Origin of the sequence: Methyloglobulus morosus KoM1 (assembly GCF_000496735.2) — a bacterium.
Taxonomy (GTDB): Bacteria; Pseudomonadota; Gammaproteobacteria; order Methylococcales; family Methylomonadaceae; genus Methyloglobulus; species Methyloglobulus morosus.
Map to the genome: position 1 here is coordinate 1 of NZ_AYLO01000026.1, position 22,496 is coordinate 22,496.

General features: G+C 47.3%; 22 protein-coding genes. 10 read left to right on the forward strand and 12 right to left on the reverse strand.

All coding sequences use genetic code 11. From position 1 onward, the window contains the following. Positions 1-139: 139 nt before the first annotated feature. Both MGMO_RS03780 and MGMO_RS03785 read right to left on the reverse strand, forming a co-directional pair. The gene (locus MGMO_RS03780) at positions 140-2,266 is read right to left on the reverse strand and encodes a sensor histidine kinase (RefSeq protein ID WP_023493701.1); all 2,127 of its coding nucleotides are present in this window, start codon (positions 2,264-2,266) and stop codon (positions 140-142) included. Continuing rightward, a complete protein-coding gene (locus tag MGMO_RS03785) occupies positions 2,263-2,970 on the reverse strand; it encodes a response regulator transcription factor (RefSeq protein WP_023493702.1) in 708 nt (235 codons plus the stop codon). The genes MGMO_RS03780 and MGMO_RS03785 overlap by 4 nt, the downstream gene beginning before the upstream one ends. A 181-nt stretch (positions 2,971-3,151) precedes the next feature. On the opposite strand from MGMO_RS03785, the gene MGMO_RS03790 reads away from it, so the two are divergent. From MGMO_RS03790 to MGMO_RS03800, 3 genes are read left to right on the forward strand one after another with little or no spacing between them, the layout of a single operon-like run. Then, entirely contained in the window at positions 3,152-3,682 is a 531-nt protein-coding gene (locus MGMO_RS03790; protein WP_023493703.1) for a PspA/IM30 family protein, read from the forward strand. Next, on the forward strand, positions 3,679-4,242 hold the full coding sequence (locus MGMO_RS03795) for a hypothetical protein (RefSeq protein WP_023493704.1): 564 nt from the start codon (positions 3,679-3,681) through the stop codon (positions 4,240-4,242). The genes MGMO_RS03790 and MGMO_RS03795 overlap by 4 nt, the downstream gene beginning before the upstream one ends. An 11-nt stretch (positions 4,243-4,253) precedes the next feature. Next, a complete protein-coding gene (locus MGMO_RS03800) occupies positions 4,254-5,483 on the forward strand; it encodes a vWA domain-containing protein (protein WP_023493705.1) in 1,230 nt (409 codons plus the stop codon). Positions 5,484-5,781: 298 nt separating this feature from the next. Here MGMO_RS03800 and clpB read toward each other — a convergent pair whose 3' ends face one another. The 5 genes from clpB to MGMO_RS03825 form a co-directional block, all read right to left on the reverse strand. Continuing rightward, the gene (gene clpB, locus MGMO_RS03805; protein ID WP_023493706.1) at positions 5,782-8,358 is read right to left on the reverse strand and encodes an ATP-dependent chaperone ClpB; all 2,577 of its coding nucleotides are present in this window, start codon (positions 8,356-8,358) and stop codon (positions 5,782-5,784) included. A 277-nt stretch (positions 8,359-8,635) separates the two neighbouring features. Then, entirely contained in the window at positions 8,636-8,983 is a 348-nt protein-coding gene (locus MGMO_RS03810) for an FUN14 domain-containing protein (protein WP_023493707.1), read from the reverse strand. A gap of 185 nt (positions 8,984-9,168) precedes the next feature. Continuing rightward, positions 9,169-9,504: a small metal-binding protein SmbP gene (gene smbP, locus MGMO_RS03815; protein WP_023493708.1), complete on the reverse strand. Its 336-nt coding sequence runs from the start codon at positions 9,502-9,504 to the stop codon at positions 9,169-9,171. Positions 9,505-9,887: 383 nt separating this feature from the next. Further along, positions 9,888-10,208 (reverse strand): small metal-binding protein SmbP, encoded by a 321-nt coding sequence (gene smbP, locus MGMO_RS03820; protein WP_321163108.1) that lies wholly within the window; start codon positions 10,206-10,208, stop codon positions 9,888-9,890. Between the two features lie 318 nt (positions 10,209-10,526). After that, entirely contained in the window at positions 10,527-12,026 is a 1,500-nt protein-coding gene (locus MGMO_RS03825; RefSeq protein WP_407656493.1) for a helicase HerA-like domain-containing protein, read from the reverse strand. 215 nt (positions 12,027-12,241) lie between these two features. On the opposite strand from MGMO_RS03825, the gene MGMO_RS03830 reads away from it, so the two are divergent. The 5 genes from MGMO_RS03830 to MGMO_RS03850 all read left to right on the forward strand — a co-directional run bounded on the left by MGMO_RS03830 (position 12,242) and on the right by MGMO_RS03850 (position 16,317). Further along, positions 12,242-12,541 carry a DUF6763 family protein gene (locus tag MGMO_RS03830; RefSeq protein ID WP_023493712.1) on the forward strand — a complete coding sequence of 100 codons (300 nt, stop codon included), beginning with the start codon at positions 12,242-12,244 and terminating at the stop codon, positions 12,539-12,541. A 13-nt stretch (positions 12,542-12,554) separates the two neighbouring features. Continuing rightward, positions 12,555-13,394, forward strand: a complete 840-nt coding sequence (locus MGMO_RS03835) for a nucleoside/nucleotide kinase family protein (protein WP_023493713.1) — start codon at positions 12,555-12,557, stop codon at positions 13,392-13,394. A 20-nt stretch (positions 13,395-13,414) separates the two neighbouring features. After that, complete coding sequence (metA, locus tag MGMO_RS03840; RefSeq protein WP_023493714.1) at positions 13,415-14,479, forward strand: homoserine O-succinyltransferase MetA; 1,065 nt, start codon at positions 13,415-13,417, stop codon at positions 14,477-14,479. Beyond that, entirely contained in the window at positions 14,480-14,947 is a 468-nt protein-coding gene (locus MGMO_RS03845) for a nucleoside deaminase (RefSeq protein ID WP_023493715.1), read from the forward strand. A 104-nt stretch (positions 14,948-15,051) separates the two neighbouring features. Beyond that, on the forward strand, positions 15,052-16,317 hold the full coding sequence (locus MGMO_RS03850) for an alanine/glycine:cation symporter family protein (protein WP_023493716.1): 1,266 nt from the start codon (positions 15,052-15,054) through the stop codon (positions 16,315-16,317). Between the two features lie 213 nt (positions 16,318-16,530). Here the strand turns inward: MGMO_RS03850 and MGMO_RS03855 are convergent, their stop codons facing one another. After that, positions 16,531-17,097: a hypothetical protein gene (locus tag MGMO_RS03855; protein ID WP_152976288.1), complete on the reverse strand. Its 567-nt coding sequence runs from the start codon at positions 17,095-17,097 to the stop codon at positions 16,531-16,533. A 138-nt stretch (positions 17,098-17,235) separates the two neighbouring features. On the opposite strand from MGMO_RS03855, the gene purM reads away from it, so the two are divergent. Then, positions 17,236-18,276 carry a phosphoribosylformylglycinamidine cyclo-ligase gene (gene purM, locus MGMO_RS03860; protein WP_036306773.1) on the forward strand — a complete coding sequence of 347 codons (1,041 nt, stop codon included), beginning with the start codon at positions 17,236-17,238 and terminating at the stop codon, positions 18,274-18,276. A 39-nt stretch (positions 18,277-18,315) separates the two neighbouring features. Further along, a complete protein-coding gene (locus MGMO_RS03865; RefSeq protein WP_023493719.1) occupies positions 18,316-19,005 on the forward strand; it encodes an NgoBV family restriction endonuclease in 690 nt (229 codons plus the stop codon). Here MGMO_RS03865 and dcm read toward each other — a convergent pair. The 4 genes from dcm to MGMO_RS03885 form a co-directional block, all read right to left on the reverse strand. Next, on the reverse strand, positions 18,972-20,333 hold the full coding sequence (gene dcm / locus MGMO_RS03870; RefSeq protein WP_023493720.1) for a DNA (cytosine-5-)-methyltransferase: 1,362 nt from the start codon (positions 20,331-20,333) through the stop codon (positions 18,972-18,974). The genes MGMO_RS03865 and dcm overlap by 34 nt on opposite strands. Continuing rightward, positions 20,330-20,626, reverse strand: coding sequence for a DUF6471 domain-containing protein (locus MGMO_RS03875; RefSeq protein WP_023493721.1), 297 nt, complete (start codon positions 20,624-20,626; stop codon positions 20,330-20,332). The genes dcm and MGMO_RS03875 overlap by 4 nt, the downstream gene beginning before the upstream one ends. A 138-nt stretch (positions 20,627-20,764) precedes the next feature. After that, on the reverse strand, positions 20,765-21,820 hold the full coding sequence (locus MGMO_RS03880) for an AI-2E family transporter (protein ID WP_023493722.1): 1,056 nt from the start codon (positions 21,818-21,820) through the stop codon (positions 20,765-20,767). 251 nt (positions 21,821-22,071) lie between these two features. After that, entirely contained in the window at positions 22,072-22,422 is a 351-nt protein-coding gene (locus MGMO_RS03885; RefSeq protein ID WP_023493724.1) for a cold shock domain-containing protein, read from the reverse strand. Positions 22,423-22,496: the final 74 nt, after the last annotated feature.

Below are 22,496 nucleotides of genomic sequence, written 5' to 3' on the forward strand. Positions count from 1 at the left end.
TTTCGTTCGCCTGTCGAAAGGCGGTATGTGCTTCGACAAGGCTCTCCTGAGCTTAGTCGAAGGGCTCAGCACGAACGGTTCAGGCATTAAAAGGCCGAATCTATAATACGGCCTCTCGAAAAAATACTGGGAATGCCAATTAGCCCTTATCGGAAAATTTATCTACCGGGAAAACAATCCTAAACTCAGCTCCCGGATTGGCGTTAATCACATCAATTTTGCCTTTCATATTCATCGTCATCTGATGGGCCAGCGCTAACCCTATACCTGTACCCACCGTTTCACGGGTAAGCTCGTTTTCGCTACGGTAAAACAGTTTAAAAATTTTCTTTATCTGGCCTTTGGCAATACCGGGGCCGTAATCACGGACTTTAAATTGGATGTGACGGCTACCCAATAAGTGGCAGCTTAACTCCAGCACTTTCTTATCCGCCTTTACGGAGAACTTGATTGCGTTATCCACCAAGTTAATGATTATCTGGATAAGCCAGTCGGGATTGACTTTGATTATGGCTTGTTCCGCCTTTTGATCGAATGACAACTTTAATTCAAACCCCGCACGTTCGATTTGAGTTGAAACTTTTGACCGAATACCGTCCATCAATTCGGCAACTGTCACGCTTTTTAATTCGGGTTGGATTGAATTACGGGTCATTTTGGCAAGCTGCAACACATTATTGATTAAGCGGGTCAGGCGTTCGCTTTCATCCAGGATAAAGTCGTAATAAGATTTAAGCTTGCTTTCATCGACCCAGCCTGCTTGCAGCATCTCGCCGTACATGCGGATTGAAGTGAGGGGGGTCTTCAACTCATGGCTAACGGCGGAAACAAAATCCTGTTGTTGGTTGATCAAGTTGATCTGGCCGACACCCAATCGATACATAAAATAAAATCCCGCCAAAAACACGATTACCAGTACGATAGTCAGCCAAATAATCACCCAGCCTCCAACCCCGACAGGAAGCTGGGTGACGCTGAAAACAAGTTGCAACTCGTTCAACGGATCGGATAATTGCGCTTGAAAAAGCAACTCGCCCTTTAACTCGCTGGTGCTGGATAAAACGCCGCGTGGACTCCTGCCAGAAAATGCGGACAGCACATTGCCTTGAAAAACTACGAGCAAATCACTCATCGGCGAAAGCGCGGTTTCTTGAAAAGCAGAATTGATAGTGCCCTGCAAAAAAGCTTCCTTTTCAATTAATAGCCCTTGGATATAGCGTTGGTCGTTTAGCCACACTTTACGGAACAGGACAAATTGGCCGCTATCGAGTTGACTGAACTCAAAAGGATCGATGGCACTTTCAAACGTGCGGATACGTATAGGTTTTACATTTGGCTGAATTGCGGAAGCTGCGGAAAGGCGACTTTCCCCTACTTCATAACCGATTGATCGTTTGTCCTTTTCAATAGCCTCGGGCAATAGGTTTTGTTCGGTTCGCGCTTTTTTTTGTGCCTTGTCGACGGCCCTTCCCTTTACTTCCGCCGACTTCGGTTTGGAGGCTTCAACTTGGAATGTTTGCCTTAACCCTATATCCTTTAATCGACCCAATTTATTCTCTTGTAGGCCTTTCTCCGGCACTGCTTTTTTAAGTTCATCAAAAACGGCTTGACCTTCGCTGGCAGGGGATGCGACGGGTTTTTCAAGCTTGCCGCTAATAACGCTACGATCCGGTAAAGTTACATCCTGTTCGCTTTCAGCTAAACGCCTATCCGGCCTGTTAAGCGCATTACCGTGTCCGTCCTGATCCTTCTTCCCCGTCATAGCGGCTTGATTCTTGACTAAACGGTTCTCGCTAAGTATCTGGTTTATCCGATCCTGTAACTCGATCCTGGCTACCAATTCTTTTTCGGTTATGCCGTAACTTCCTGCCTTTTCGATGTCATTGGGGACAAAAGGCGTTAACAGCTTACCTGCCGCATCTACCTGGAAATAGCCGATTAAACCAGGAATTTCGGATTGCACCGGAAACCGGGAAAGCGGTGAACGTTGTAAAAAATTGGCAGACGGCGCACCCGCTACGTTCAAAAAGGCGTAATCCGTAAACGGGCGTTGCTCTTCGGTATTAATCTGCCTGATGAATTGATTGTTGATGCGGTTGGTCAATTCGTCCGCCATGACCTGATGTTGATGAAATGTTTCCCATTTCAAGCGACTGTAGGATTGCTGGATCAATACTGTAGTGGGTATCGCCAAGCATAGGAAAAACAGCAGCAACCAACCGCGCAGTTTGGCTTTATCCAGCCCTTTTAGATGATTGCGTTTCATTGTACTTGACCGATCAGCCGGTATCCTGCGCCGCGTACCGTAATCAGGAATTGCGGTTCAGCGGGGACTGCTTCAATCTTGCGCCGCAGTTTGGCAATATGGATGTCGACGGTGCGGGTTTCGATATCCAGATGATTGGCGTAACCCCACACTTTGCTTAACAATTCTTCACGCGGGACAGGGCGATTCGAGTGGCTTTGTAAATATTGCAGGATTTCGATTTCACGCCGTGTAAAAGATAAGTTTTCATCCCTGCGCCGTCCGGCCAGGTTTTGGCAATCAATGGATAAGTCATCCCCCAGCAAGAGGGTTTTATCTTGGCTCAAACCGTTACGGGTTCGCCGTAGGACGGCCTGCACCCTAAGCACCAGTTGCGCCACCGAAAACGGCTTGGCAACATAATCATCTGCGCCCAACGACAAGCCTTCAATAATGTCCTCATCGTTGCTTTTTGCCGTCAGCATGATGATGGCCTGATCGCGGCTCTTTTCCCTGATCCGGTTGCAAACCTCAAACCCGTTCATGCCGGGTAGCATCACATCCAGCAGAATCAAGTCGAATTTTCCGGTTAATGCCTTGTTCAATCCTTCCACACCATGACCAGAAAAATCGACCTCGTAACCGTGATAGACGAACACGTCAATCAATCCGGTACGGATGGCAGCTTCATCTTCAATAATCAGGAGGCGTAATTTACGGGACATGGCAAATAACAAACTTAATAGACTCAATCAGTTTAGCAAGAAGGTGACAATTTCCTGTTTTTAAAATGTAAATTTTTTGTAAAAACTGCGCCGATAAGTTTTACCAAGCCGTGCCTACTGATTGTTTCGCCTAAGCCATAGACTGTGGCCCAACAATCACCGACCAAAGAGAGGCAACAAGATGACATTAATCGCAAGGCTTTCAAGGCTATTCCAGGCCGATATGCATGCCGTCCTGGACAAGATAGAAGAACCTGGACTACTGCTCAAGCAAGCTATCCGGGAGATGGAAGAATCCATTACAAGCGATGACCGGCAAATCCGGTGTTGGGAATATGAACAGCAACAACTCGCCAGCAAGCATGATCGACTGGCAGCGTCCTTATCTGACATGGAAGGGCAGTTACCACTCTGCTTTGCGTCTAATAAGGACGATTTGGCGCGGTCATTGGTTAAACGGAAATTGGAAACACAACAGGCGAAACAACTGTTGTCTGAAAAGATCGCCGCTTTAGAGGAAAAAACATCCCGTTTAACCCTACAGCTTACCGAACATAAAGCCCAGTTGACAGGCATGAAGCAAAAAGCGGAGGCCTTCTTAGATGAAAATCGAATTGGCCCAACCCATTGGGATATTCCACCTGTTGCCGTTCGGGATGAAGACGTGGAAGTCGCCTTCCTCTATGAAAAACAACAATGGGGCCAGCCATGAAAACAGTCACATTTTGGGAAGGCGTTGTTATTGCATTGCTAGCCAGCGTTTTCGGCAACATCGGATTTTTTGCCTTAACTTTCTTTTGTTCCGACGACTTCACCCTACGGATGTTAATCAGCGGATTGGCTTTTGTTTATCTGTTTTATTTGTTTAGCCGCAGCAGGGAACGAACTGGACGAATCATTGCAACGCTCTCATGGCTCATGCTGATAGGGGCGCTTTGGTTCTTTTACCCGCCGCTTTCCCTGTTTTTAATTTTTCACGTCCTAGCCGTCTGGCTAATTCGCTGCCTGTATTTTTACCGCAGTTTGTTGGCTTGCCTAGCCGACCTGGGTTTAGCCGCCTTAAGTGTTGCATCCGCATTCTGGGCTTTGCATCACACTGGCAGCTTGTTTTTGGCCTTCTGGTGTTTTTTTCTGCTGCAGGCGTTGTTTATTTATATCCCAACAGGCACCAAACACCCGAATCCTGAAATAGCAAGCAAGAGCGAAACCGACTTTAAACGCGCCTACCAAGCAGCGGAAGCCGCCGTGCGCAAACTTTCAACCATTAATTAGGAGAAACCTGTATGAAAACGAAACCCTTAGCCATTGGAATATTTGTTGCGACTGCGGCAACTGTCGCTTATTTTCCGGCAATCCAACAGTCTTTCGCCACAGCGGCAACAATGATCAAAGTGCCACCGACAGCCGTTAATCCCGTTACCCTGCCGCCCATAGTCGCCAATCAACGCCCGCAGATAGAGGTCGTCTTTGTGCTCGACACTACCGGCAGTATGGGCGGATTAATCGCGGCGGCCAAAGAAAAAATTTGGTCGATCGCCAGCACGATGGCCTCGGCGCAAACCGCTCCGGACATCAAGATGGGATTGGTTGCCTACCGGGATCGCGGCGACGCTTACGTGACACAGACCATCCCTTTGTCCAATGACCTGGATTCCATGTACGCGAAATTGATGGATTTCCAGGCAGCCGGCGGCGGCGACGGGCCCGAAAGCGTTAATCAGGCCTTGCACGATGCCGTGAATAACATAAGCTGGAACCCAAACCCCAATACCTACAAAGTCATCTTTCTGGTCGGCGATGCGCCGCCGCACATGGATTACCAGGATGATGTCAAATATCCGGTCACGGTAGCCCTTGCCAAACAAAAAGGCATTATCGTCAATGCTATCCAGTGCGGACAGGACAGCAGCACAACCGTCGATTGGCAACATGTCGCCAGTTTGGGGCTAGGCAATTACTTTCAGGTCGGGCAATCCGGAAATGCCGTCGCCATTGCCACGCCGTACGATAAAAAACTGGCGGAATTATCCAATAAGTTGGACAAGACCCGGCTGTTCTACGGAAATGCTGAAGACAAGGCAAAACAGGCAAGCAAAATGGCGGCGACCGATAAACTGCATAAAGAAGCCAGCGCCGAATCGCAAGCCCGCCGCGCAACCTTTAACGCTTCTGCAAGCGGTAAAGCCAACTTACTCGGCGAAAATGAACTGGTGGATGCCATCGCCAGCGGCAAGGTAAAATTGTCCAGCCTTCCGAAAAAATCATTGCCGGAAAGCCTGCAAGTGATGTCGCCTGCCGCCCAAGAAGAATTTGTCGGCAAAACCAAAAAAGAGCGGAGCGAACTGGAATCGGAGATCAAACAACTGGCTGAGCAACGTAATGATTACCTGCGGCAGAAAGTCGTTGCCGAAGGCGGCAAAAAGGATTCGCTGGATGCCAAGTTATATGGCGCAATCCGCAATCAGGCTAAAGAAAAAGGCTTGGTTTATGAGGCCGACAGCGCGAAATATTAAGGATTCTTTCTCAATGATAAATTGAAAGCGGAATTCTTTATTGGCTCAAGCTAGATATTTCCCCGTTTTGGCCAAATTTGGTAAAGAGCGGTTATCTTAGTTAGGCGGTAATAGGCGTGGTTGAATACCCCGCCGGAACAAGTTTATCGGCTTCCCACTTAAAAACGGGAAGCCGATTTATGTTTCATCAAAAGCATCTTTTTTAATTAAAAACAAATAAGATAACACCGATTAACCCTACTGACATAGCTCCTTGCCCTGAACAGGGACTGTCGTCCCTATCCAGAAATGTTAAGATTTAATTTTTATCAAATTTCAATATGTCGTTTTCAACCGTCACCTTAATGACGTCGCCAGCCTGGAAATTTCCCGCCAGGATTTCCTGCGCTAACGGATTTTCCAGTTGTTGCTGGATGGCCCGTTTCATCGGCCTTGCACCGTAGACGGGATCGAATCCAGCGTCGCCCAGTAAATCCAATGCCGGTTCGCTTAGTTCCAGGTTGATCTCGCGGTCTAACAGGCGTTTGCGCAACTGCTCGATCTGGATGCTGGAAATCGCCCGAATCTGCTCACGACCCAACGGATGGAAAACCACCGATTCATCAATCCGGTTGATAAACTCAGGCCGGAATTTCGTGCCGACTATTTCCATCACTGCTGCTTTCATGGCTTGATAATTAGCCTCTCCCGACAATTCCTGAATCACGTCAGAACCCAGGTTTGAGGTCATCACCACCACGGTATTCCTGAAATCCACCGTGCGGCCTTGCCCGTCTGTCAGTCGCCCATCGTCCAACACCTGCAACAAAATGTTGAAGACATCGGGATGCGCCTTTTCTATCTCGTCCATCAAGATGACGGAATAAGGCTTACGCCTGACCAACTCGGTCAGGTAGCCGCCCTCTTCATACCCGACATAACCGGGAGGCGCACCAATCAAGCGGGCAACGGAATGCTTTTCCATGAATTCCGACATGTCGATACGCACCATTGCATCAGGCGTATCGAACAAGAATTCCGCCAGCGTTTTGCACAACTCGGTTTTGCCGACCCCGGTCGGCCCCAGGAACAGGAACGAGCCATTGGGACGATTGGGGTCGGACAAGCCGGCCCGTGAGCGGCGGATGGCATTGCTGACGGCTTTTAATGCTTCATCCTGGCCGACAACCCTTTTGCTAAGCGCTTCTTCCATATGCAACAGTTTTTCCCGCTCGCCTTCCAGCATTTTGGAGACAGGGATGCCTGTCCATTTGGAGACGACCTCGGCAATCTCTTCCTCGGTGACTTTGTTACGCAGTAACGTCATTTTCTGTACTTCACCGGAATCTGCGCTTTGCAACTGTTTTTCCAGGGCAGGAATAATCCCATACTGCAACTCTGACATCCGATCTAAATCGTTTGTACGTTTTGCTGTATCGTATTCAGTCCTTGCGTGATCTAGTTTTTTCATGATGGATGCTGAGTCTTGTAAGGATGCTTTTTCAGCTTTCCAGATTTCTTCCATATCCGAATATTCTTTTTGCAGGTCGGTAATTTCTTCTTCTAAGATTTCAAGTCGCTTTTTTGAAGCACTGTCCCTTTCCTTTTTCAGCGCGACTTGTTCAATTTTGAGTTGGGTCAATCGCCTGTCTAGTTTATCCATTTCCTCCGGTTTTGAATCCATTTCCATACGGATACGGCTAGCCGCTTCGTCGATTAAGTCGATGGCCTTATCCGGCAATTGGCGGTCGGCAATATAGCGGTAAGATAAGGTGGCAGCCGCCACCAACGCAGGATCGGTAATGACTACATCATGATGCACTTCGTATTTTTCCTTCAAGCCACGCAGGATGGCGATGGTGTCTTCCACTGAGGGTTGATCGACCAGGACTTTCTGGAAACGGCGTTCCAACGCGGCATCTTTTTCCACGTATTTGCGGTATTCATCCAGCGTGGTCGCGCCAACGCAATGCAATTCCCCTCGCGCCAATGCCGGTTTGAGCATGTTACCTGCGTCCATCGCGCCTTCGGCCTTGCCCGCGCCAACCATGGTATGTAATTCGTCGATAAACAGGATGACTTGGCCTTCCTGCTTGGCCAGATCATTCAAAACCGCTTTCAGGCGTTCTTCAAACTCGCCACGGAATTTCGCCCCCGCAATTAAGGCCGCCATATCCAAGGCCAACACTTGCTTGTGTTTCATGCCTTCCGGTACTTCGCCGTTAACGATGCGTTGCGCGAGACCTTCAACGATGGCGGTTTTACCCACACCCGGTTCACCGATTAACACCGGATTATTTTTAGTGCGGCGTTGCAAGACTTGGATCGTACGTCGAATTTCATCGTCACGTCCAATGACGGGATCGAGCTTGCCGGCTTCGGCGCGTTCGGTTAGATTGACCGTATATTTTTTGAGTGCCTGACGTTGGTCTTCTGCATTAGGATCATCCACTGCCTGGCCACCGCGCATGGCATCAATCACTTGCTCTACGGCTTGTTTGGTGATTCCGTGTTTCTTGAACAAGTCTTGCAGGGTCCCTTTTTCCTCAAGCGCAGCCAGTAGGAATAGTTCACTAGAAATGAATTGGTCGTTACGTTTCTGAGCCAGCTTATCGGTCAGGTTAAGCAATCGCATTGAGCTATTTGAAAATTGCACGTCACCGCCTGAACCTGTAACGGTTGCAATTCGGGCCAGCTCTTTAGTCAGTTCGCTACGGAAAACGGGGACATTCATACCGATTTGCGACAGCAAGGGCTTGATGCTGCCGCCTTCCTGGTCAAGAAGAGACAGCATCAGGTGCACAGGTTCAATAAACTGGTGGTCTTTACCCAGCGCAAGACTTTGCGCGTCAGCCAATGCCGCCTGGAATTTGCTGGTCAATTTGTCCATTCGCATGGTTTACCTCAAGAGCAGATGATTAAGTTACTACTAACATGGGGGAATGAGGGTTAGTTTTCAAGCGACCACAAGATCAATTAAACAAAAGTAAATTATGCTTGCAGCAGTAACGCCATCCTTTCTTGGCTTTAAGTGCCTTAATCGAATAAAAATGGGCAAAACAAGACTAACGCGAAGAAAAAGTGCCATCGAAAATGCGATAACGCTAACGATTAAACTTTATGGCTTTAATTATCGAGAAAAAATCTCGATAATTAACAAGCAGGATACTTGCTTAACCAAACTTAAATCCCACAAAAAAACCACCGACAGCACTAACGCCTTTGCTGGTGATTCGGGTTAGCCTATCGACCAGAAATCCACCCGACTCTTTTGCGCTTTCTGCTACGGTATTAGCGGCACTTTGCAACTGGGCATCGCTGATATCGATAACATGGTAATACTCACCGACAAACATCAATACTATGGCTGCCCCCCCGATAAACAGGGCGACCTTGAGCATTTTTTTGGCAAAATAACCCACCGCTGCACCGATGAGAAAAGGCGCCCCGACACTACCCAGCAAAAAATCCGAGGAAAAAAGGTCTGTTTCTGATGTTGTTTTAATCGAAGTTTCATTCATCTCCCAAATTCTCCTTGTGGGTCTTCTTGACGTTTTGCCGGATATTATCACACCAGTAAGGGTGCATAACAGCAAAGAAAACGGGATTGAATGAGAGGTATTAGGGAAGCGCCATGCTAAAGAAAAAAACGGGCACCATTTGTGCCCGTTTTTTTCATCGTTGATACTTGATTGATACGTGGTATTTACTTATCTGCCGCTTTTAGATGTTCCAAAGCAGTCTCTGCATAGGTTGTGGCGATGTCGGCATGATCCATTTTCCCGTGCTTAATAGCTTCTTCCAAATCGGTCACCGCGTTATCGGTATGCGATTTTGCAGTACCCTTAGCAACTAAAGCACCCGCCATTGCATGTTCTAACGCAGGTACCGCATGCTCCACTAACACCGAAGCATGACCCGCTTTGCCATGCTCAACTGCCGCAGTGGCATGTTCAATTGCCTGATCAAGATGCGGTTCGGCAAAAACACTCAAACTTAGCAACAATAAAGCACTTGCGTATACGGTTGTTAACTTTTTCATAATTACCCCCTTACAATTGATGAATTTCCGCGTTGTCGACAGTTTAAGTATCGGCTCAGTTGTACCGTAGAGTACTTAAATTTTCACATTGGCACCAACACGGGCGTTACGATTCTCATAAACATTGAATAAGCAACGCATAAGGCTCGCATTGCTACAAGTGTGACTTAAGTAATACTACTTTGTTCCCTGGAAAATAAGAAATTATCAAAGGCTAATTGGATTTTCTTATTGAACGGACATCCACTCCGTTAAGCAAATTTGATAAGCGGTTGGAGTTTATCGAAAAGGGAGGACAATATTTGATTCGCTGTGATAAGCCTCTGCGGGGCATCGTTACCCGTAAAAAAACGGGCGTTTTACCGCCCGTTTTTTTGATTCTATTACTTCTTATTCGCGACTTTTAGGTGTTCCACTGCTGATTTTACTGATGCCGAGGCATCTTCAGCCTTTTTGTTTTTAGCTAAGTCAAGCGCAGTTTCTAATGCTTTTGTCGCTTCCTGCGCATGCGTCCTTGTTAGCCCTTTGGCTGTCAACGCACCGGCCATCGTATGCTCCAAAGCAGGAAGGGTGTGTTCGATTATCTTGGTCGAATCACCTGCTTGGGCAGCGGCTGTTGCATGTTTAAGTGCTTCATCATAATGCGGGTTGGCAAAAGCATTCATGCCCAAAAACAATAAAGAACTTGCGGATATTAGTTTTATTTTTTCATAGTTACCCCTATCACATTAATGGATATCCGAGTAATACCTGTATTTGGGATAGGCCTGCATTAATTTTATTAGTTTAGAGGCTTCAACCTAAAAAGGCATCAACACGGACGCTAACAAATTTCATGTCTATTGAAAGGCAATGTGTCTAAACCCTATTGCCGATAGCCAAGGTAAGGAAATATTGCTTTATCCTCTAACTCAACCGCGCATAATTTTAATTTTTTTTGCGAATGATGCAACTATTTTTCGACTGGATTTTAAGCTTACTATCAAAGCGACGGCCTGTCTTTGATACAAACCCTAAACCCATTAACGCTTACCCATCAAAGATCCCATAATACCGCGTATAATTTGGTGACCTACTGTCGTGCCTATACTGCGCGCCGCACTCTTGATAAACGCTTCTGTGACGGTTTGGCGTTGACGTCCGCCCCCTACTGCCGCTTTTTTTTCTTGCTTGGCCTCTTGCTCTTCCAACTTTTCTTGCTGTTTTTGCTCGGTTTTTTTCTTGAGCATTTCGTATGCCGATTCGCGGTCAATCTCTACGTCATAGCGGCCATGAAAAGGTGAGCGCTTGAGGGTCTCTGCCCGAAGTTCTTCGCTTATTGGCCCAATTTGGGATTCTGGCGGACGTATTAGGATGCGTTCGACTTGCGCGGGGCTACCGTCTTTGTTCAATACGGACACTAAGGCTTCACCGGTTTTTAATTCCTGTATGACGGTTTCGGTATTCATGTTGGGGTTAGCACGGAATGTCCCTGCAACGCTTTTGACGACCTGCTGGTCTTTGGGTGTATAAGCGCGTAAGGCATGTTGTATTTTTAGGCCTAATTGCCCCAGCACCGCTTCCGGCACGTCGAGCGGACTTTGGCTGATGAAGTAAACGCCCACGCCTTTGGAACGGATTAAGCGGACGATTTGCTCGATTTTATCCAGCAAGGGCTTAGGCGCTTGGTCGAACAGAAGATGGGCTTCATCAAAGAACAGGACTAATTTTGGACGATCCGCATCGCCGACTTCGGGCATGTTCTCAAACAATTCTGACAACAGCCACAACAGGAAAGTGGCATACAAGCGCGGCGATTTGCTGACCAGATCAGTCGCATCAAGCACGCTAATCACGCCATTGCCGGAAAAATCCGTTTTGCAAAAATCTTCAATCTGGATGGCGGGTTCTCCAAAGAAATGTTCCGCGCCTTGCTCCTCTAATACCAACAATTGCCGCTGGATCGCCCCCAAGCTCGCAGCGGCAATATTGCCGTATTCCGTCTGCAATGCTTTGTCTTGATTACCGACCCACGTCAACAAGGCACGCAGGTCTTTCAAATCCAATAACAAGAGGCCGTTGTCGTCGGCAATCTTGAAACAACTGTAGAGTACGCCTGTTTGCGTATCATTCAGTTCCAGCAGGTTACTGAGCAGCAACGGCCCCATCCCTGAAATCGTGGTACGGACGGGATGCCCGGTTTTGGCAAAAATGTCCCAAAAAGCGGAAGGTAAGCCATGCGGTTCATAATCGCCAATACCAATCTGCTTTAGCCGCTCAGCGATTTTTTCGTTGGGCTTTCCTGCAGTCGTAATACCGGACAAGTCGCCTTTAATGTCCGCCAGGAAAACTGGGACGCCAATTCTTGAAAACCCTTCGGCCAGAATCTGTAACGTGATGGTTTTGCCGGTGCCGGTAGCGCCGGAAATCATGCCGTGCCGATTGCCCATTGCGGCATCCATGCTTACCTTGATACCATTTTGGCCGCCAATCAATATTTCCTGCATACCGTGCACACTCGCTACATTTAAAACAGCCGGCATCGTAGCACAGCAAACTCTTGCAAGAAAGCGGCACATCCTCTATAACTATGTCGGACAAGAACATGAATGAGCTTTGCAAAACAGGCAAAGCGGATATGCTTGGGATATTGATTACCTGTAAATCTCTTAAACTACGTTATAGAGAACGGGCGATTAATCTCGATGGTATTCATATCCGGCCCAACGGCCTGTTTTAAAATATTGAGGTATTTATCATGACAACCATAGCAGACCCCATCATCGGTAGTTGGTACAAAGATTTAGAAAACAATCTGAAGTTTAAGATCGTCAACATAGAAGATGACAGCGATTCGATTGAAGTCCAGTACCTGAATGGCGACATAGGCGAGTACGACCACGAAAGCTGGTACGCCTCTACCTTCGATTATATTGAAGACCCGGAAGATTGGAGTGCCCCTTTCGATGAGATCGAGGGAGACGACTTGGGCTATACCGATACCGATGAGCATAGGCCGAATCTTGAAGATGTCGATATTGAAGATTATCTGGATTGATTAGGAAAACATCATGCGAATGAGTGCCAAGGAATTCTTGGATTGGCCGTCCAAACGGATTACCTTGTTGGCAATGTCCGGCGCAGGCAAAACCACGTTGGCAAACAAGTTGCCCAAATCCAAATGGTTCCATTATTCCGGTGATTATCGGATTGGCACCAAATACATGGACGAACCCATCCTCGACAACATCAAGCGCGAGGCGATGCAAGTGCCTTTCCTGCGTAACCTGTTGTTGACAGACTCCATCCATATCAGTAATAAGCTCACGGTGGACAATCTCGCTCCGGTATCCAGTTTCCTCGGCAAGCTCGGCAACCCTGAGCAAAATGGCTTGTCCTTGCAAGAATTCAAGCGCCGACAGAAACTGCATCACCAAGCCGAAGTGGCGGCAATGAAAGATGTGCCTGAGTTCATAGAAAAAGCTGAAGATATCTACGGTTACAAACACTTCATCAATGACGCCGGTGGTAGCGTCTGCGAACTGGATAGCCAAGACGTATTAGATGCCTTGGCGCAGCACACGCTGATCATCTACATCAAGATACCGCCCACGCTCGAGCAAACCATTATCGAACGCGCAAAGTCCGACCCCAAACCGCTATATTATCGCGAGGCCTTCCTGGAAGAAAAGCTCGCAGAATTTATGGCATTAAAAAGCTATGCAACACCGACCCAAATTCCACCTGACGAATTCGTGACCTGGATATTCCCGGAGTTGTTCAAATCACGATTGCCGCGTTACCAAGCCATTGCCGACCAATACGGTTACACGATTGATGCCAATGAGGCCGCCCAAGCCAGCAACGAAGATGATTTCATCCGGCTAGTTGCCAAAGCATTAAGCCACTAGTTGGTTACCGACCGAACACCATGCCTTTAGTTGCACACACAGACCTGCCGACCTTCCACCGCTTACGGGAAGAAGGCGAAGAAATATTAGACCCGATACGCGCCAGCAATCAAGACATTCGGGAAATGCACATCGGCCTACTTAACATGATGCCCGATGCCGCGCTTGAAGCAACGGAACGACAGTTTCTCCGACTGTTGGGTGCGTGTAACCAAATCGTGCAATTCCATGTTCATCTTTTTACCGTTGAGGGTTTGGCGCGGAGCGCTGAAACTCAAGCCCATATCGACAAGTATTATGAATCGTTTGAACAGATCAAACAGGATGGCCTGGACGGACTAATCATCAGCGGCGCCAATGTCGTCGGAGCAAAATTATCCGAGGAAGATTTTTGGCATCCCTTAACTGAGGTGTTTTCGTGGGCGACACAACACGTGACTTCTGTGCTCTGCTCATGCCTTGCCACCCATGCCTTGATCGAATACAGTTATGGCATAAAACGCACCCCAATAGGCAAAAAACGCTGGGGGGTTTACGCACACAAAACCTTCAACCGGAAACATCCATTAGTAGCGGAAATCAATACGCGTTTTGATGTACCGCATTCCCGTTTCAATGAAATCTTTCAAAGCGACATGGAACTGCACGGCCTTAAAGTGTTGGTTGCCAGCAAAGAAGCGGGAGTCCATTTGGCTGTCAGCCCAGACGGTTTCCGCACCGTGTTCTTCCAAGGCCACCCGGAATACGACGACATCAGCCTGCTAAAAGAATACAAGCGGGAAGTGATGCGGTTTTATCACGGAGAATTGGGGGATTACCCGCCCTTTCCCGAGAATTATTTCAACCCCACTGTCCAGCAAGTATTTTTGGCTTACGAACAACAAGTTAGGCTTGCCAAACAAACTGGCTACCCACTTGACGAATTCCCGGAACATCTAGTCTTGGAACATATCGATAATACGTGGCGCGATACCGCAAAAGCGGTCTTCAATAATTGGTTAGGGAAAATCTATCAACTCACCAATCAAGACCGACGGTTACCGTTTATGGAATACGTTGACCCCAACAATCCCTTGGGCTTGTAAATGCACGAAGCCTTTCTGCAACAGGCATTGCAATTGGCGGAGGACAATGTCGATAGCGGAGACGGCGGGCCTTATGGCGCAGTCATAGTCAAAGATAACCGTGTGATTGCGGCCAGCGGCAATCAGGTCACTAGCCGCATCGACCCAACTGCACATGCCGAGATTATGGCGATTAGGTCGGCATGCAAGCAGCTAAACAATTTCCGGTTGACGGGTTGCGTCCTTTACACGAGCTGCGAACCTTGTCCCATGTGTTTGGGGGCCATCTACTGGGCTAGGTTGGATACGGTATATTATGCCTGCAACCGTTTTGATGCCGCAGCCGCAAATTTTGACGACAGCTTTATCTATGATGAAATAAATCTGTTGCCCCAACACCGGCGTATTCCTATGCACCATATCAACTTGCCTGACGCACAAAAGCCTTTTGCCATTTGGAATCAAAAGGCAGACAAGATCCTGTACTGAACACAAAAACATCCGAGCCGCAGTTCCCAACCTAACATAAAATTGTGAGAAACTCTTTTGAAAGCCTCATCTCGACCTTATCCGGTTGGGTGTGGGGACCACCCATGCTGACCCTATTGGTTGGTACCGGTTTGTATTTGACGATCTTACTGAAAGGCCTCCAATTTCGTGCTTTGCCCTTGGCTTTCAGGATAATTTTCCATAAAGATCACGGTGAGGATGGCGACATCAGCCATTTTGCCGCCCTGATGACTGCCTTGGCCGCCACGGTGGGCATCGGCAATATTGTCGGTGTGGCGACGGCCATCTCGCTCGGCGGGCCGGGTGCCGTATTCTGGATGTGGATGACAGGATTGGTTGGGATGGTGACGAAATATTCCGAAGCGGTGCTTGCCGTCAAATACCGCGAAAAAGGCGACCACGGCATGCGTGGCGGCCCCATGTACTATATCAGCAAGGGTGCGGGGTTGCCGTGGTTAGGTTGGTTGTTCGCCGTGTTCACTGCCCTGGCAACCTTTGGTATTGGCAACATGACCCAAGCCAATGCCACCGCGAAAATATTCGAATCCATCTTCCACATCCCCACTTGGATCACGGGTGTGGTGTTGATGGTGCTGACCGCATTGGTTATCCTAGGCGGCATCCGCTCCATCGGCAAATTCACCTCGTTCCTGGTGCCGTTCATGATTGTAGGTTATGTGGGATCGGCCCTAATAGTACTCGGCTTAAATATATCCGAGATCCCCGATGCTTTCGCGCTCATCTTTCAACATGCGTTTTCACCCATTGCCGCGTCGGGCGGTTTTGCGGGTGCGACGATTGCTTCCGCCATGCGTTTTGGGATCGCCCGTGGCGTGTTTTCCAATGAGTCTGGGCTAGGTTCTGCACCCATTGCAGCGGCAGCGGCGCGTACCTATGATCCGGTCAGGCAAGCGCTGGTGAGCATGACCCAAACGTTTATTGATACGCTGGTCGTCTGCACGATGACCGCCTTGGTTATCCTGACGGCAACACCGTGGACACAAGGCATTAGCCCAGGCCAACTCACCAGCGCCAGCTTCGGTGAAACATTGGGCGTTACGGGCGAAATTATCGTTGCCGTAGCCACCGCGTTATTTGCTTATTCAACGCTTATCGGTTGGAATTATTATGGCGAAAAGGCAATTGAATACCTGTTAGGGTCGCGCTCTATCCGCATTTACCGAATATTTTTTATTGCGGCAGTGGTGGTTGGTGCGATGCTAAACCTGGAATTGGTCTGGAATATTTCCGACCTGATGAACGGTATGATGGCCTTGCCAAACCTTATCGGGCTGTTATTGCTGTCCAAGGTCGTCAAGGAAGAGACGGAACGCTATTTTAAGGCTTAAGGGTCTAAACTAATACTGTCGGTATTTACAGCATTTCAAATCACGTTACTTGTCATGCCATCCTTGGCTTCTGTTGACCATCCTAGGATGGAGGAAGTGGCAGGGGATATAGAAGAACGCCGCCAATACCTGTCGAAATGACGCCGCTCTTTGTTCTCTGTGGAATGACTTACTTGGACTTTACTAAAAATAATATTTCTACGTAAGGGCCAATTACTTCACGTCTTGAATATTTTGTACAGGCTCAACTTTTTCCGGGGCTTGCGTTGCATTTGACGACGATCTAGCGGCATTCTGGACTGCTGATGCCGCTCCCGTTGCACTACTTGTCGGAGCAATTGTTTCCGCTGGCTTAGGCGCTTCAACCGGTGCGGCTTTATCGGCAACTTTAATCAACCAACCAACTGTCGAATAACAACCCAACACAGCTGGAATGCGCGCGTTGATACGCACAAGATGACCAGTCAATGCGGCGGGTAACTTGGCCTTAACTTTATGGTATGTCTCGGTACTTTGCACAGCGAAAGGAATATCGATGCCCTTGCCGTCCAGTTTGAATTTTTTCGGACTTGCCCAACCCGACACCACAAAAGTGAACTCAGCCTCGGGAGCCACTTCTTTTTTATTGGCATCACCGTATTCGGGCAAGGTAAATTCCTGGACTTTAGGATGCCTGCAAATTTCTTTTTCTTTGTCATCGCTGTAGGCCAGCGCTTCAACACTCCCTAAGGCTACGGCAATCAGCGTTAAACTTCTCAATAGGGTATCTCGTTTCATCATCCATCCTCCGTCGTGCGTTGCTTTTCTAATGATTGAATTGCCTGAATGATAAGGCAAAACCGGTTTGATTATTTTTCTTTTTCTTTAATGTTGTCTTGTACAATACCAGCCTACGCAATTTTAGCAAGAGAACTACCATTGAGCGAACAAAATCAAGACAGCCTGAATTATAAGAGTGCCGGGGTCGATATTGAAGCCGGCAGCGCACTGGTTGAGCGCATTAAACCGATTGCGGCACGGACGCGTACGGCGGGTGTTTTGGCGGGTTTGGGCGGTTTTGGCTCGATGTTTGAACTGCCCTTAGACCGCTACCAAAACCCCATCCTGGTATCCGGTACGGATGGCGTGGGCACCAAATTGAAACTGGCGATAGAATCCGGCATCCATAACACCGTGGGCATTGATTTGGTCGCAATGTGTGTCAACGACATCATCGTGCAAGGTGCAGAACCCTTGTTTTTCCTGGATTATTTTGCCACTGGCAAGCTGGATGTCGACACCGCAGCGAGTGTTATTGAAGGCATAGGCACTGGCTGTGAACGGGCAGGGGCTGCGCTGGTCGGCGGCGAAACCGCTGAAATGCCCGGCATGTATGCGGATGGCGAGTACGATCTGGCCGGATTTTGCGTGGGCATCGTCGAAAAGAGTAAAATCATTGACGGCAGCAAGGTTAAGGCCGGGGATAAGCTGATCGGCATTGCATCGTCGGGGCCGCATTCCAATGGTTATTCCCTCATCCGCAAAATTTTGGAACACAGTAAATCTGCATTGTCCGATCCGTTTGAAGGCAGTACGTTAGGGAAAACGCTGCTCGAACCCACCAGAATTTACGTTAAGTCCCTGTTATCCCTGTTAGATCAAGTACCCGTCCACGCCTTAGCCCACATCACCGGCGGCGGAATCACCGAGAACCTGCCCAGGGTATTGCCTGAAGGCATTGCTGCCCAGATTAACCTGTCTTCCTGGGAATTCCCGCCGATATTCCAATGGCTACAACAACAAGGCAACGTCTCCCAAGCCGATATGTTGACGACGTTTAACTGCGGCGTGGGGATGATTGTGGTTGTCCCGGCGGAACAGGCTTATGCTGCGATTAGGTATTTGGAAAGAGTAGGCGAAACTGCTTTTTCTATTGGCGGATTAGTTGAGTCAGCAGGGAAAGCAGGAGTGATTTATTAAAATTTTCAAAAGCTATTTCACCATAATTTCCGAAATCCAATGAAAATAACTGCCGAACAGCTTTATATGAAACTGGTAAATGACTATAAATTAGTTGGCCAGAAGGGCAAAATATCATTTACGTTAAAAGACATTACGGTAGAAATTGAAACTAAAGATACAGTCGGAAATTTAATTCAAGAATGGATAAAAGCCTGGATGATTGCCCATTCTATAGAATTTGGGAATCCACCAAATAGCCAGGATTTTCCTGATTTTCTGCTTGATCCTGATGCCCAAAAAACCAATTTGCTGGAAGTAAAGACATTTGATTATTCAAAATCAGCAAACTTTGACGTGGCTAATTTTATGGCTTATCGGAGGTCTGTTTTGGCTCACCCTTACCGGCTCGATTCCAACTATTTGATTATCGGTTACAGGATGACGGGTAATAGCCTTGAAATTGCAGATGTCTGGCTTAAGAAGGTTTGGGAAATTACCGGCCCGAGTGAAGATTGGCCTTTAAAATGCCAAGTGAAGCAAGGCGAAGTCGTCAATATACGTCCTGTAAAATGGTATAATGCTGAGAGGACAACCTACAAGCCATTTCATTCAGCACTTGAATTTGTTAATGCTTTTGATGGTACTCAACGGCAGTGGACAAGAACAGAAAGGGATACAATTACAAGTACGTGGTTGAGAAATGTAATCAAGGGCTACAAAGCTGCAACAGGCAGGGATTTAACCTGATTGCTTTTGTGTTGACTCAGCAGCGTAGATAAATTAAATGTATCCGCCAATCTCTCGGAGACAGATACAACCACGCTGACTGCAACTGTGTTTCCTAGCAGATCAAAACCTTCATCGTCAGTAACTGGCATTTTAAACCACTCGGGATAACCGAAAAGCCGCAAACCTTCCCGCAGCGTCATTCTCCTTAAGCCATTGCCATCGGGGACTACTAAGCGCGCCATATCGGTGGCAACCAGCGTCGGGGCGATTCCATCGGGGTTCATCACTTTGTTAATATCGTAACTTAATTTACCGGAAACTATATTGTAGCCAGGCTTAAGTGTCTTATTTTCCAAACGATAAGTTTTGGTTCCGAATACAGTGTGTTCCTTGACCAAGCTTTTAGGATGCTCAAATTTTAGGTATTTTTTCGCCACCAAATCATCCAGCATTTCTTTTAGATTGGGCGAATCATAGAAGGTTTTTATCTGCTCTAACGTTAAGGGAATGCCATCCATCCAATCGATTCCAATTTCGGCAGACCATTGCTTCCTTCTTCTTTCCTTAAAAAGCTTATTCAATAAGATTTTTTGCTCTTCCGTTACGCTGCCCTTTAATTCAATATCCCAACTGTGGATATTGTCTTCACCACCACGCTTGTCTTTGATTGATTTGCCGTAGAGTTCTTCAATCGAAAAGTGGTTTAAAAGCAAATCGGCAAATTTGCTTTTCATGGGCGGCAAGCCTTTTTCCAATATGCGTTTAATTTGATTTTTCTTTATTGCAAAGTCGGTCAGGTCAATTTTCTCGCTGAGTGTGCCTACGATAAAAATTCGTTTTCTTTCTTGTGGCAAACCAAAATGAGCAGCATTAAGCACTTTCCAACTGACTTTATAACCAAGCAATTGCAGTTTTTCTAAGATCACCCTCAGCGTCCTGCCTTCCTTGTCTTTCTTGTTATCAAGGTCGTGTTTTACAAGCCCCTCAACATTTTCGAGAATAAAACCGTAAGGTCTTTTTTCAGCCAAGATTCGTTCGATTTCAAAAAATAAAGTGCCTCGCGTATCGACAAACCCTAAGCGTTTTCCGCCTGCACTAAAGGGTTGGCAGGGGAAGCCGCCGAGCAGAAAATCGAAATCAGGAATATCTTCGTTGCGAACTTTTGTAATATCGCCGACAAGACAATCGTGCGAAAAATTGGCCTCCAAAACTTTAAGCGCATGCGGCTTGATCTCAGAAGTCATTACGCATTCTGTTGTTAAGCCAGCACTTTTAAATGCTTTTTCAAAGCCAAGCCGAAGGCCGCCGATACCTGCAAATAAATCAATAAATCTGACTGGTTTCATGATTTTGCCTTGGCTTTAGTTTTTCTAGTCTTATATATCACAATGGGTTCGGATACTATCATCTGGGGGTCAACTTCGGGGACAAATGACCTGACACCCATTGCGTTAAGGCATTGTATAAGGAAGGCAGCACTAAAAGTGCCACGACTTATTTTGCTGTCAATGCTGGCTTTAGTTTCTTCGACGCCTATGTTTTCGAGTAAGGCAACCAAATCTTCTGAGCCGACCCCTCTTCGGATAAGCTCTGATTTTAATAGACGTTTTGCTTTTTCGTTCCAGTCCGTGTTATACATTTAATTTACAAATTATCACATACGATATTAATTATCATATATGATAATTAATAAGCGCAGTAATTTCAATTTGTTTTTGTATTCCTAAAATTTAGGTGATTCTTTTTCAAGAATCCGAGCCAAAACTATATTGGTCACTTAATCCTTCCCATAAAACTCGCTATCCCTATAAATATCATGCACATGACGTAGGAACACCATCACAATGGATGCAACGGGCAGGGCGAGCAAAATCCCCAAGAAGCCGAAGAGCTGGCCGCCCGCCATCACCGAGAAAATCACGGCGACGGGATGCAAGCCGATCTTGTCGCCGACCAGTTTTGGGGTTAAGACCGTGCCTTCAAGGGTTTGACCGACCAGGAAAACAACCGCAACTGAAATCAACTGACTGGCTTCATGAAATTGCACTAGCGAAGCAATACAGGCGGAAACGATACCGACAAAAGCACCCAGGTAAGGGACAAAACTGACTAGCCCTGCCAGCATACCGATCAGCAATGCCAAATCCAGTCCGGTTATCCAAAGCCCAACGCTGTATATGCAACCTAACGCCAGCATAACGTAGAATTGCCCACGCAGGAAAGCCGACAGTACGGTATTGACTTCGCCCGCGAGCTTGGCTGTGACTGGGGCGATCCGTCTGGGCAGCAGGTCGTAAATTTTGGCGACCAGGATGTCCCAATCGCGCAGGAGGTAGAAGGTTACGACGGGAATCAGCAGCAGGTTCATCAACCACGCCGCTATTACGCCACCGGAATGGGAAATTGAACTCATGGTGGACGCGACTATGCCACCTGCGTTTTGCCAATGGCTTTTGGTGATCGCAATCAACTCATTGGTATCAACAGGTTTTATGCTGATCCCAAAACGCCGTTCTAACCAAGGCAATACAAGGCTGTTCATCTTTTCGGCATAGGCGGGCAAACTGCTAATAAAGTTTGCAATCTGGACTTCCAGTTGCGGTATTAACAGGAATAGCACCAGCGCAAACACCAATGCCATCGTCAAGAATACGACGGTAACGGATTGGGTCCTGGATAAACGGTAACTTTCCAGCTTATCGGTGAGCGGATCACCTAAATAAGCGAGGATAGCGGAAAAGACAAAAGGCATTAATACTGGGGACAACAGATAAACCAGCCAACCGCCAAACGCGGCAAATGCCAGAACTAACCACTTTTGCGAATCTGTCATCTCAAATGATCCTCGGCCATTTTGCAACTATTATGGATTATTTTGACATGAATGGTAACTTCGTAGAGTTTTTTGGCCAGCGAATCGTCCTTCGACAGGCTCAAAATGAGGGGTACGGTAAACACCATTCAGCTTGAGCCCTTAACTTCTCTAACAGGCGCGGTATAAGTAGAATCCATTTGTTATAGGTTTGATTACCGAATCCTACTTGATAGCAAAATTTGCTTTAGCTTCCAAAATTATAGGACAGCCTAGACAAGCCCACGTTGATGAAGGTAAAAAAGCGCCGCCCCAGCAATGATTATCAGCAAGCCCACTGCCGCCGCAACAGTCCATTTAAAGCTCAGCTTTAGTGGATTAGTGGTGTTTTGGTTGCCCGTGCTGACACCTTCGATACTGGCATTAACCGCCCTGAATTTGCCATTCCTGTCTCTGACGACTTGATAATGGATGATGTCGCCAGGCACTGGTCGGCGGCTTACCTGCCCGATTGCCGATATATGGACAAACAAGTCCCTGCTGCCGTTATCCGGGGTAATAAAACCAAAGCCCCGGTCTTCTTTCCAAGTTTTTAAAACTCCTTTCAATACTGGTCTTGTCATAAATAATAATTATAAATCCGTGGTATCTAAATTATAGGGTTGATCAACAGTTACCGGCCCATGAAACCAAGGCC

Coding starts and splice junctions, on each gene's coding strand:
- MGMO_RS03780 (WP_023493701.1), bottom strand. CDS start 2,266: ATGAAACGCAATCATCTAAAAGGGCTGGATAAAGCCAAACTGCGCGGT.
- MGMO_RS03785 (WP_023493702.1), bottom strand. CDS start 2,970: ATGTCCCGTAAATTACGCCTCCTGATTATTGAAGATGAAGCTGCCATC.
- MGMO_RS03790 (WP_023493703.1), top strand. CDS start 3,152: ATGACATTAATCGCAAGGCTTTCAAGGCTATTCCAGGCCGATATGCAT.
- MGMO_RS03795 (WP_023493704.1), top strand. CDS start 3,679: ATGAAAACAGTCACATTTTGGGAAGGCGTTGTTATTGCATTGCTAGCC.
- MGMO_RS03800 (WP_023493705.1), top strand. CDS start 4,254: ATGAAAACGAAACCCTTAGCCATTGGAATATTTGTTGCGACTGCGGCA.
- clpB (WP_023493706.1), bottom strand. CDS start 8,358: ATGCGAATGGACAAATTGACCAGCAAATTCCAGGCGGCATTGGCTGAC.
- MGMO_RS03810 (WP_023493707.1), bottom strand. CDS start 8,983: ATGAATGAAACTTCGATTAAAACAACATCAGAAACAGACCTTTTTTCC.
- smbP (WP_023493708.1), bottom strand. CDS start 9,504: ATGAAAAAGTTAACAACCGTATACGCAAGTGCTTTATTGTTGCTAAGT.
- MGMO_RS03825 (WP_407656493.1), bottom strand. CDS start 12,026: ATGCCGGCTGTTTTAAATGTAGCGAGTGTGCACGGTATGCAGGAAATA.
- MGMO_RS03830 (WP_023493712.1), top strand. CDS start 12,242: ATGACAACCATAGCAGACCCCATCATCGGTAGTTGGTACAAAGATTTA.
- MGMO_RS03835 (WP_023493713.1), top strand. CDS start 12,555: ATGCGAATGAGTGCCAAGGAATTCTTGGATTGGCCGTCCAAACGGATT.
- metA (WP_023493714.1), top strand. CDS start 13,415: ATGCCTTTAGTTGCACACACAGACCTGCCGACCTTCCACCGCTTACGG.
- MGMO_RS03845 (WP_023493715.1), top strand. CDS start 14,480: ATGCACGAAGCCTTTCTGCAACAGGCATTGCAATTGGCGGAGGACAAT.
- MGMO_RS03850 (WP_023493716.1), top strand. CDS start 15,052: ATGCTGACCCTATTGGTTGGTACCGGTTTGTATTTGACGATCTTACTG.
- MGMO_RS03855 (WP_152976288.1), bottom strand. CDS start 17,097: ATGATGAAACGAGATACCCTATTGAGAAGTTTAACGCTGATTGCCGTA.
- MGMO_RS03865 (WP_023493719.1), top strand. CDS start 18,316: ATGAAAATAACTGCCGAACAGCTTTATATGAAACTGGTAAATGACTAT.
- dcm (WP_023493720.1), bottom strand. CDS start 20,333: ATGAAACCAGTCAGATTTATTGATTTATTTGCAGGTATCGGCGGCCTT.
- MGMO_RS03875 (WP_023493721.1), bottom strand. CDS start 20,626: ATGTATAACACGGACTGGAACGAAAAAGCAAAACGTCTATTAAAATCA.
- MGMO_RS03880 (WP_023493722.1), bottom strand. CDS start 21,820: ATGACAGATTCGCAAAAGTGGTTAGTTCTGGCATTTGCCGCGTTTGGC.
- MGMO_RS03885 (WP_023493724.1), bottom strand. CDS start 22,422: ATGACAAGACCAGTATTGAAAGGAGTTTTAAAAACTTGGAAAGAAGAC.